This window comes from Vicinamibacteria bacterium (genome assembly GCA_035570235.1).
GTDB lineage: Bacteria > Acidobacteriota > Vicinamibacteria > Fen-336 > Fen-336 > DATMML01.
In genome coordinates, this window is record DATMML010000078.1 from 1 (window position 1) to 10797 (window position 10797).

Sequence of the window (10797 nt, forward strand, 5' to 3'; positions counted from 1 at the left end):
AATAAAGCGCCCATAGCTCAGCAGGATAGAGCAACGGTTTCCTAAACCGTAGGTCGGCTGTTCGAATCAGCCTGGGCGCACCAACTCCGTCAACAACTCCCGCAAACGCTTCAAGGCTAGCGCCGGCGTAAGGCTACCGGACGCCAAACAGCTGACATGGTCCGAGGAGTGAGAACGGAGGCTTACCTCGGGGCCTCAATGCGGCCAACTAGCGCGAGCGATAGTCCCTTGCCCGGGCGTGCTGGAGAGCTCGAGCGTTCCGCCGGACGCTTCCGCGATTGCCCTGACGAGAGTCAGCCCCAGCCCCGATCCCTGCTGTTCCAAGACCAGCCGATTGAACTGACGGAACGCTCCTACCTGGGCGATCTCGTCGGCCGTCAGCCCGCGGCCATGGTCCACGACTTCCAGCGCAACCCGTCCCCTAACTGCTCCCAAAGCCACCAGGACTCGCTTGCCCGCGTCGCTGAACTTGAGCGCGTTGTCAACAAGCTCGGACACGATCTTGCCCGCGTACAACGGAGCGAGGGGCAGGTCCACACCCGCTAGGGTGAGATCTAGGTCTTGGTCTCGACCGTGCTCGCGGGCGCGGTCCCGGGCACTGTTGCCCACGTGGTCACCCCCGCAACGGCCAGAGAATGCAAGAGCATCTAGCCCTGCCGTGCCCAGCCGTTTGAGTTCCAGGCCCACGTGCAACAAGTAGTTCTCAACCATCCGGTTCAGGCGTTGTCCGGCCTTGTTGATCGCGGTTGCCATCTCCGCGACCTCTTTGGGTGCCAGTTCATCGCACAAGTCCCGCAGGAGCTCACTCCCTCCAAGGATCACGGTGAGAGGGGTACGGAGTTCGTGCGGAAGCAGGAAAGCCAGGTTGCGTTGGATCTCATCGATTCGCCGGTCCGCGTCACGGCGGGTGGCATCGAGACGTGCAAGCCGGGCCTCCACCGCCTTGACCAAATCCTCGTCAGAAACGGGCTTGGTCAAGTAGTCGTCGGCGCCCATGCTAATTGCGGCTCGGGCGTGATACTCCGCGGGCAATCCGGTCAAGAACAGGAATGGTGTCGAGGCGAAACGTGAGTCTGCCCTAAGCGCCGCAAGTACCGCATATCCGTCCATTCCTGGCATAGTCACGTCGCAGAGCACCAAGTCCGGACGCGCGCGCCGCGCGGCCTCGATGCCCGCGGGGCCACTGGCCGCCTGGATGACGTCGTGGCCAGCCTCGCCAAGAATGTGGGCAAAGACGTTGCCCAGCTGCGTGTCGTCGTCAATGAGCAACAACCGGGCCATTCTGGGCGCCCTCAGTTCCGAAGTATTAGAGCCGATCCCCCTGGCCGTGCCAAGTGCGGCTGTCAGTCTGATCGCGCAGGAGGACTGTGCCCCTATGCCGGCCGAAATCGCGTCACTGAATGCTTGATCTACCCTAGAGAAGTCACCAACGACAGATCCCGACAGGCCGCTGACGTACGACCTTGGCGCCCGGCTGTCCACTCTGCTCGTCGGTCAGTCCAGCACTTCGCGGACCCGACGCGCGAGCATTTCGGCCGTGAATGGCTTTTGAAGGAACGCCATGTCTGCCGCGAGCACGCCATGCAGAACCACGGCGTCATCAGTGTAGCCCGACATGTAGAGGACGCGGACCTCCGGCCGCGAGGCCCGTATCTCCTGAGCCAGCTCTCGTCCACTCATCAGCGGCATGACAACGTCAGTCAGCAGAAGGTGGACAGGAGCGGGGTGGCGCTGGCTGATCTTCAGGGCCTCCACCCCGTGACGGGCCTCGAGGACGGTATATCCGGCGGCTTCGAGGCACTCCCGAACGAAGCCTCGCAGGCTCGCTTCGTCCTCGACGAGCAGGATCGTCTCCGAGCCTCGTGGCAGCTCGCCTTCGGCCGGCGGTGGCGTCTGGGCATCTGCCTCGGGCGCGTCGGCGCGGGGCAGGTAGATCTTGAACGTTGTGCCATTGTCCGGCTCGCTGTAGACCCAGATGTGCCCGCCGCTCTGCTTCACAATCCCGTGCACGGTCGCGAGCCCGAGCCCCGTACCCTTGCCGAGCTCCTTGGTCGTGAAGAACGGCTCGAAGACCCGGGCTTGGACCTCAGGGGTCATGCCGTGGCCGGTGTCGCTGACGGCCAGCATCACATACCGGCCCGGCTCGACGCCCGCGTGACGGCCTGCGTACGTCCGGTCCAGGGCGACGTTGCCGGTCTCGATCGTGAGCCGCCCTCCCCGCGGCATCGCGTCGCGGGCGTTCACGGCCAGGTTCATCAGGACTTGATCCATCTGCCCGGGGTCTGCCCTCACCGGTCCCAGCTGGTCGTCGCACACCGTAAGGAGCTGGATGTCCTCGCCGATCAGCCGCCGCAACATGTTTTCTGTTTCGCCCACCACTGCGTTCAAGTCGAGGATCCGTGGCTGGAGCACCTGTTTTCGACTGAAGGCCAGGAGCTGGCGGGTTAGTCCGGCCGCCCTTTCGGCGGCTTTGACGATGTCGTCGACATACTTCGCGAGACGCGGGTCTGCGGAGACGCTCTTACGCATCAAGCCGGCGTAGCCGGTGATGATGCCGAGCAAGTTGTTGAAGTCGTGCGCGACGCCGCCGGCCAGCCGCCCCATCGACTCCATCTTCTGTGACTGGAGGAGCTGGGCCTCGAGGCTCCGCTTCTCGGTGACGTCGGACACGAGCGCCAGCCACGCCGGCCGGCCCTGGAAGGTGATCGGGCTGGCCGCGATCTCTACCTCAATCACCGAGCCGCCCTTCTTGCGGTGCCTCGTTGAGGAGAGAACTTGATAGGTGGCATCGCCCGTCTTGTCGCGGCTGCGGTCGTAGTCGGTCAACAGGGCGGGAACCTCCTCGGGCACTCGGATTTCCTTGACGGTCATGGCCAGGAACTCGTCTCGCGAGTAGCCGTAGTGCCGCAGGGAGGCGTCATTAACCGCAAGGAAAGCGAAGGTCTCCTGGTCGAAGACGGCCACCGGATGTGGGTTGCTGTCGAAGAGCAGCCTGTATTGCTGCTCGCTTTGCTGTAGCCTGAGCTCGGCGTCCTTCCGCGGCGTCACGTCGGACCACGAACCCACCACCTCGGGCTGCCCCCTCTCGTCAGGGATCAAGACCTGCTCGTCACGGATCCAGCCGTAGGTGCCGTCTTTGTATCGGAAGCGGTACTCCCGGACCACATAGCCCTTCGACAGGAGTATCGGGAGCTGGGCAAGGACGCCCGCGCGATCGGCCGGATGAACGCGCTCGTCCCACCAGTCTGGAGTGGTGACGTCCTCTGGGGTGTATCCGCTGAGGCGCTCGATGTTTTCGCTCGCCCAGGTGGGGATCAACTTCTCGGCTTCGACCCGCAGGGAGTAGAGCACTGCCGGGCTCGAGGAGACGAGGTGATGGAGGCGCTGTTGGGCGTCCCGGAGCGCCGCCGCGACCCGGTTCCGCTCGGTGACGTCGCGCCCGATGGACAGCACATACGCCTTCCCTTCTATCTCGTTCACCGACATTGAGAAGTCCACTTCGACCAGGGCTCCATCGCCGCGGCGGAGGAGGACGTTTTCGTTACGGCCTCCGCCTGAGGCCACCGTCTCCTGGAATTGCCGGACGTTCTCGGGCGTCTCGACCACTGGGAAGGGCGCAAAGTCGGAGATGTGCCGGCCGATCAGCCGGTCGTGGGGGAGGGCGAGGAGCCTCTCCATCTGGTGATTGGCCTCCAAGATCACGCCCTCCTGGTTCAGGACGCAGATTGCGTCCTTGGCCTGTTCCATGAGGGCCCTATACCGTCCTTCCGAGGCGGCGGCGCGATTGAGCGACTGGCCGAGGGCGACGGTCTGGCCAAACTGCAGGGCGAGGGTACGGGCGAAGCCTGTCCAGGCGTTCTCCGAGAGATCATGGCTGTCGGACGCCAGGACCAGCTCCCCAAAGGTCTCGCCGAGGACGACAAAGGGCACGACGAGTGCTGAGGATTGGCCGAGGCGGGCCAGAAAGTCGCGCATGTCCGGATCTGCAGACGCGGTCCCGGCAGAGAAGGCGACCGCGTGCCCTCCCTCTACGATCCGGCGGATGAGCTCGGGATGGCCGAAGCAGACCTCGGCGTCCGCCTTCCGATCCGCCGGGATGCCAAACTGCGCCTGGAGGCGACGGCCGCCGCCCGGATCCGCGAGGTAGAGCAGTCCCGTCGAGAGGCCAGCCGCGTCGAGGCAGTGGACGAGGACGTCCCCGATGATCTGCGTCACGTCTTTCGGCTGCGCTAGCACTTCAGAGAGGCCCCGGATGATCGAGAGCGCTGTGGCCTGGATGGCAGCCTGTCGCAGCAGGACCTCGTTGCGGGCGCTTTGCCGCTCGAGCTGGACTTGCAGCCGCTCCCGGTGGAGGGCGGTGACCCGCGCGTCGCTCACGATCGCGGGGGGAGGTCCGGTCCGGCGAAGATGCTCGTCCAGCGCGGCGGCGGCGTCCCGCAAGTCCGGCGTGCGGACCACAAGCGCGTTAGCTCCCATCTTCCGGGCCAGATCCCGGTCCGCTTCGTCCACGTAAGCCGATGAGACGAGGACGATCGGAATGGCGGCGAGAACAGGTTCACGGCGGGCCTCGCCGCAGAACGTGAAGCCGTCCATCGATGGCATCATCACATCCGCGAGAATGGCATCCGGCGGCCGGCGTCGGGCCAGCTCGAGGCCCTCCGCGCCCCCCGCCGCCATCTCCACCTCGTACCCCGCTTGCTTGAGGCGGAAGGAGGCGAGCTTGCGGTTCAAGAGCTCGTCGTCGACGACCAGGACGCGCCTGCCCGAAGCTTGGCCCTCGGGGGCTGACAGCTGGGAGCGAACGACCTCGAGTAACCGCGAGGGCTCCACCGGCTTGGCGAGGAACTGGGTGGAGACGCCGCTCACTGCCTGCAGCTCCTCCAGGCGAGACACCATGCCGGTAACGACGATGGCTGGGAGCTCTGGGGCGGCTGTGCGGCTCCGGATCTCGGCCAGGAGCCGGAGACCGTCCGTGTCCGGCAGCACAAAATCCAGAACGAGCAGGTCGGGGCGGCGAGCGGCGGACGCTTCCAGGGCGGCGCGGCCATCTGCCGTGTCGACGACGTCGTAGCCCTCGGCCTCCAGGGCGAACCGCAGCATCTTGCGGGTGATTGGGTTGTCTTCCACGAGCAGGATGGTGGGGGAGGTCATGCTGAGGGCACACTCCCCCCCCCCGCGAGGTAGCCCGCGACTACTCCGGGCAGCGCCCGAGTGTCGATGGGCTTGGCGATGTAGCCGTCGCAGCCGGCGGCCCGAGCCTTTTCCTCGTCACCCTTCATCGCGTAGGCAGTGAGGGCAAGAATGACGACGCCGCTCCTTGCCGGATCGGCCTTGAGCCGCCGCGTCAGCTCAAAGCCGTCCATGCCGGGCAGTTGAAGGTCCATCAGGATGAGGCGGGGACGGAAGGTCCGGAGGGCCACTAGCGCGTCCTCAGCGTCCGCCGCCGTCCTTACTTCATAGCCTTCGCGGCTGAGCACCACTCGCGCCAGCTTCAGATTGGCTGGGTTGTCGTCCACGATCAAGATCGGCTCACCGGCCACGGAAGCCCCCTACCCAGTCGGCGGGCGGAGAGACGGAGCAACGAGTCGCCCCAGGACCTCGACTAGCGATCCCGCCCCCTCGCCCTTCAAGACGACGCTCTCCGCGGTAGCCGCGAGCCGCCGCCGCTCCGCATCGCTGATGTCCTTCTCTGTCCAGACGATCACGGGAATGCCGATGCCGCCCGGTTTGCGTCTCAGAAGCTCGAGAAAATCGAAGCCATTCATTCCAGGCATCACGAGATCGAGGACGATGGCGGCGGGCACCTCCTGCTCCACTGCCTCGAGGCCGCTCTCGCCATCGCTCCTACAGACGGGGCGGAAGCCGGCATCGCGAAGACTGCGCTCCGCCAGCTTCAATGCCTGTGGATCGTCGTCCACGAGCAGGACTGGCCGGCTGCCGGCTGCCGTCACAGCGGCTCGCGCGAGCCCGCCAAGGAGTTCCTCGGCGCTGACTGGTTTGATGAGAAAGTCGGCAACGTGATAGCCGGCGGAGAACCCTTTGTCGGCCAGGACGGTCGCGACGATCACCGGGGTCTGACGGTTCGGCCCCTCGGTGCGGATGGCCCGGAGGACTTCGTGGCCGCCGACGTCGGGCAACAGAAGGTCGAGTGTGATTGCGTTGAAGGCCTGCTCCCGGGCCCGGGTGATAGCCGCCGCCCCCGTCGCCACGCACTCGACGGCATACCCGGCGCGCGACAGCGTCTGCACTAGCCATTGCTGATCACGCGGATCATCCTCGATGACAAGGATCCTCGGCAACGTGCTTGTTAGAGGGGTGTCCCTTATGGGCACGGCCGTGGTCGCTTCGCCGCAACGGGGCAGGATCGCGAAGAACACGCTGCCTGCGCCGGGGCGGGACCGGACGCCGACGCGTCCACCCTGGGCCTCGACGATCCGCTTCGTCAATGCGAGCCCAAGACCTGTGCCCGCGTACTTCTTCGTCGTGCTCGCATCGAGCTGCTGGAACTCGACGAAGAGGCGATCTTGGTCTTCGGCGCGAATTCCGATCCCGGTGTCCTCCACTTCCAGACGGAAGGCGTCGGCGTCTTCGGGCGCCGCACGCATCGTTACGGTGCCGCCTTCGGGCGTGAACTTCAGCGCGTTCGAGAGGTAGTTGTAGAGGACCTGCTTGAGCTTGGCGGAGTCCAGGACGACGGGGCTTATCCCGGGGGCGATTTGGAGGGTGACCGTGATCCGCTTTGACGCGGCAAGGCTGCGGAGGATGTCTCGGATTTCGGTCACTACCTTTTCGATATCGAGCACTTCCGGGCGAAACTCCATCTTGCCCGCTTCGATCTTGGAGAGGTCCAGCACATCGTTGATGAGCTGCAAGAGGTGGCGGGAGCTGGTCAGGATGTCGCCGAGGAACTCCTTCTGTTCGGCCAGGACGGGCCCGACCTTACCGTCGTGCATCAGCTCGGCAAAGCCTATGATGGCGTTGAGCGGAGTCCTCAGTTCGTGGGACATGTTGGCCAAGAACTCGCTCTTTAGGCGGTTGGCCTCTTGCAAGCTCCGGTGGCGCTGCTGCTCGAGGCGCTTGCGCTCGGTGATGTCACGTATGGCGCTCGAGACCAGGACGCCCTCTTCGGTCTGCAGGGGGCTCAGACTGATCTCCACGGGGAACTCGCTCCCGTCCTTCCTCAAGCCATAAAGCTCAAGGCCCGCTCCCATGCCGCGCGCCTTAGGGTCGGCGAAGAACTGCGTTCGGTGGTCGGGGTGCTTCGCACGGAAGCGCCCGGGGACCAACATCTCTACTTGCTGGCCCAGAAGCTCCTCCCGTTGGTAGCCAAAGAGCCTCTCGGCCTGGCTATTGACCAGCTCAATGCGTCCTTGCCGGTTCACGATGACGATCGCGTCTGGTGCCGCTTCCAAGAGCCCGCGGAACTTCTCCTCCGCCCGCTTCCGCTGCGTAATATCCCGGATCGCGCTCGAGACCAGGACGCCTTCCTCGGTCTCCAGCGGGCTGAGGCTGATCTCGACCGGGAACTCCGTTCCGTTCTTGCGTCTCCCGTAGAGCTCCATGCCCCTGCCCATGTCGCGGACCTTCGGATCGCCGAAGAATTGACGGCGGTGGTCCGGATGCTTCGGGCGGAAACGCTCGGGCACGAGAATCTCGACTTCCTGGCCGAGCAGCTCATCTCGCTGGTACCCGAAGAGCTTTTCTACCTGGCCGTTGACCAGCTCGATGCGTCCTTGCCGGTTCACGATTACGATCGCGTCCGGTGCCGCTTCCAAGAGCCCGCGGAACTTGGCTTCGACACGCCGCCTCTGGCTGACATCGCGGATGGCGGCAGTGGCGAACGTGCCCTCGTCCATTTGCATCGGGCTCAGGCTGATCTCGGCGGGAAACTCGGTGCCATCTTTGCGCCGTCCCGACAGGTCGAGGCCCTTGCCCATCGGCCTCGGCTTCGGGTCGCGGAAGTACCCCCGCCGATGGGCCGGATGGTTCGGGCGGAAACGCTCCGGAACGAGCATCTCGACGGGTGCTCCGAGCAGCTCCTCCCGTGTGTACCCGAAGAGCCTCTCCGTCTGGCCATTCACGAGGACCAGCCGCCCGTCCTCGTTCATGATGACCATCGCATCCGGCGCGGCCTCCAGCAGCCCGCGGAACTTGGCGTCCAGGCGCTGCGACTGGCGCAAGTAGGCAAGGTGAGAAATGTCGCGGTCGTTCTTCGCGATCAATGTTCGGCCTTGGGCGTCGCTCACGGGTCGGAGTGACACGGCGACGGGCACAGTCGATCCGTCCTTCCTGACGCGGGCGGATTCGTATACGGCGGCACCCATGGCGGCCGCCTTTTGGATCTGCTCCCGCGTCTCTGTCGCCCGCTCCGGAGGGATGATCAAATCGAAGATCGATCGATGCGTCGCCTCCTGCTCGGAATATCCAAATAAGATCTCGGCCCCCCGATTCCACGAAAGGATCTCGCCCTCGGGTGTGACGACGACGAGAGCGCCGATGAAGTGCTGTAGGACTTCCGGATCGATCGTCGGCGGATCCGGGATCATATGTCCTCACAGGGGGCGAGGTTCACGGGTTGGGGGCGGGGACTGCTATGAAGCACGCTTGACCCTTGGTTGCATCTCCACCTGAAGAGCCGTTCCGCTTGGGCGGTGGTGAGTATCAGGTGCCCGGCCTGGTTCATGATGACCATGGCGTCGGGCGCGTCCTCCAGGAGGCCGCGGAACTTGGCTTTCAGGAGGTTCAACTCCCGTGCCAAGCGGTGTGGCGGGCCGATCTTGGGACGCGGGTTCCGGTGTTCCCGAGGCATAGCCCCTCCTGCTGAGGGGCGCGCGCGCCTTGGATGGCTTCCCAATAGAAGCGAAGCCAATCGGCTGACCCCGGAGGGATTCGGGAGGGGCAGTCACTTCACTCTGAGCCGAGCGCCGTCCCTTAACAAACTTTACAGCGGAAGTGCGCTGTGTCAAGAGGGGAAACCCCGACGGCCTTGAGGGGCTCCGATTTACGCCGCGCGCGCTAGGTGAGGCCTAGTTCAGGCTTCGGTATGGAACTTGAGACCTTGCTCGGCGGTGCCCAAGGAACGGGCACACCGCGGCCGTGAGATCTTGGGCGCCAGCCTTGCGCTGCGAACGGTTGGTTAACCTCGCGAAGCGATGAGATACCTCTCTGCATTGCTTGAGGAATCTGTGCACCGACAATCGCCGCGGCGTACGGCGGCGTGATGTTCCTTGGCAAGACCACCAACCGCCCAAACAAGGGACGACCTCCCAGAAGGCCCCGATCAAAGGGCCCGGCTCCCCACAGTACGAACAGTGCGCCCCGGTCAGGGCCCAGATGTCCGACCTTTGCCTGCCACGACTATCGCGCGCGGGCCGGCCACCACATCGTGCCTTCGCAGGCGGAGCCAGCGGGTCAGCGCCGAACCTGAGGCCGGAAGTTCGGGCCAGGGCACGACAGATGGCGTCGAGGATCCTCTTGAGGATCTCGTGGGAACCGGTTCTCGGCCGGGCCTGTTCGATGGGCTGGCCTGGTCCGACCTCCGGGCGGTCAGCAGTCACGTAAACTCCCCTATGACTCTGCCTCCTCGGTTGGCCAGCATGGCGAACCCTCAGCCGCACCGGTGCCTCAGGGTTTGATTGCTGGACTGCGCTGAAACGGTAACCTGCTACCACGCTGCTACTATCTCGTCCGGCCTGAGCGGGTCTCACGGAGTATCGTCCTCCGGCTTTCTCTCGTTCTCAAGATCGCTTCTACCTCCGGGGACCTCCTGGGATGTCTCGCGGAGCGAGTTCCTAAACCGTAGGCGGCTGTTCGAATCAGCCTGGGCGCACCATCACTTACAGAACATTCGGGATCGAGAAAAGGCTCTGGGGTTGTTCTGCGGGTTGCAAGTGCGCGACGACGTCCTTGCAGCGGTGCGGCCGCTGGGGCGCCTGCCAGCTTCAATGATGGAATGGACTCCTCCTGCGACTTGATCGGCATCGATGTGCCAAAGTCGCTGCCTGTCACAGCAAAAGGAGGAGTCCAACTGAACGATACTCTGGTTGGGGTCGATCTCGCAAAGGCAATCTTCCAGCTCGCCATCTCCCGCCGCCCGGGTCGCTTCGAGGATCACCCGCGCCTGACGCGGGACCAGTTTCTGCCCTTTTTCGCCCAACTGCCAGTGGCGATCGTGATCATGGAGGCGTGCGGCACTTGCCACTACTGGGCGCGCAAGGTGCGAGAGCTCGGGCACGCCGTGGTCCTGCTGCCCCCGGGGCAAGTTCGCCCCTTCGTACGGCGCAACAAGACCGACCGCGCGGATGCCAAGGCCTTGGTGGACGCCTATCGCAACGGCGAGATCCGCCCGGTGCCGGTCAAGACGCCAGAACAACAGGTGCTCACCTCCCTGCACCGACTGCGCGAGGGATGGATGGCTCAGCGCACCGCGCGCCTGAACGCCTTGCGTGGGCTGCTGCGCGAGCAGGGAGTCTTCATTCGAGTCGGAGCCAACGAAGTGGTGCCTGCGGTGTGGGCCCTGATCGAGGACGCCGACTCCGAGCTGGCGATGCCGCTGCGCACTCTGTTCGCCGAGGCCTGCCAGGAGATTCGCGAAATCGAACGGCGCTTGGACCTTGTCGAGCGCGAGCTGGGCGCGCTCGCCCGCCAGTTGCCGGAGGTCGAGCGCTTGATGCAGATCCCCGGCATCGGTCTGATCATCGCCACCGCGCTGGTCGGCTTCGTGGGGGATCTGCGCCGCTTCCCCTCCGCCCGTCACTTCGCCAGCTACCTGGGCCTCACCCCACGCGAGTATTCGAG

Annotated in this window: 6 protein-coding genes and 1 tRNA gene; 2 read left to right on the top strand and 5 right to left on the bottom strand. The window is 64.9% G+C overall.

What is annotated here, in order from left to right:
* Positions 1 to 6: 6 nt before the first annotated feature.
* Positions 7 to 83: transfer RNA gene (locus VN461_14095), tRNA-Arg, on the top strand.
* Between the two features lie 112 nt (positions 84 to 195).
* Here the strand turns inward: VN461_14095 and VN461_14100 are convergent.
* From VN461_14100 to VN461_14120, 5 genes are all read right to left on the bottom strand, one after another.
* Positions 196 to 1281, bottom strand: a complete 1086-nt coding sequence (locus VN461_14100; GenBank protein ID HXB55914.1) for a response regulator — start codon at positions 1279 to 1281, stop codon at positions 196 to 198.
* Positions 1282 to 1494: 213 nt separating this feature from the next.
* A complete protein-coding gene (locus VN461_14105; GenBank protein HXB55915.1) occupies positions 1495 to 5151 on the bottom strand; it encodes a response regulator in 3657 nt (1218 codons plus the stop codon).
* Positions 5148 to 5540, bottom strand: coding sequence for a response regulator (locus VN461_14110; GenBank protein HXB55916.1), 393 nt, complete (start codon positions 5538 to 5540; stop codon positions 5148 to 5150). Before VN461_14110 ends, VN461_14105 begins: the two co-directional genes overlap by 4 nt.
* A gap of 9 nt (positions 5541 to 5549) precedes the next feature.
* Positions 5550 to 8546: a PAS domain S-box protein gene (locus tag VN461_14115; GenBank protein HXB55917.1), complete on the bottom strand. Its 2997-nt coding sequence runs from the start codon at positions 8544 to 8546 to the stop codon at positions 5550 to 5552.
* On the bottom strand, positions 8543 to 8809 hold the full coding sequence (locus tag VN461_14120; protein HXB55918.1) for a hypothetical protein: 267 nt from the start codon (positions 8807 to 8809) through the stop codon (positions 8543 to 8545). Before VN461_14120 ends, VN461_14115 begins: the two co-directional genes overlap by 4 nt.
* Positions 8810 to 9952: 1143 nt before the next feature.
* On the opposite strand from VN461_14120, the gene VN461_14125 reads away from it, so the two are divergent.
* On the top strand, positions 9953 to 10797 hold an 845-nt coding region (locus tag VN461_14125; protein HXB55919.1), incomplete at its 3' end, for an IS110 family transposase.

Coding starts and splice junctions, on each gene's coding strand:
- VN461_14100 (HXB55914.1), bottom strand. CDS start 1,281: ATGGCCCGGTTGTTGCTCATTGACGACGACACGCAGCTGGGCAACGTC.
- VN461_14105 (HXB55915.1), bottom strand. CDS start 5,151: ATGACCTCCCCCACCATCCTGCTCGTGGAAGACAACCCAATCACCCGC.
- VN461_14115 (HXB55917.1), bottom strand. CDS start 8,546: ATGATCCCGGATCCGCCGACGATCGATCCGGAAGTCCTACAGCACTTC.
- VN461_14120 (HXB55918.1), bottom strand. CDS start 8,809: ATGCCTCGGGAACACCGGAACCCGCGTCCCAAGATCGGCCCGCCACAC.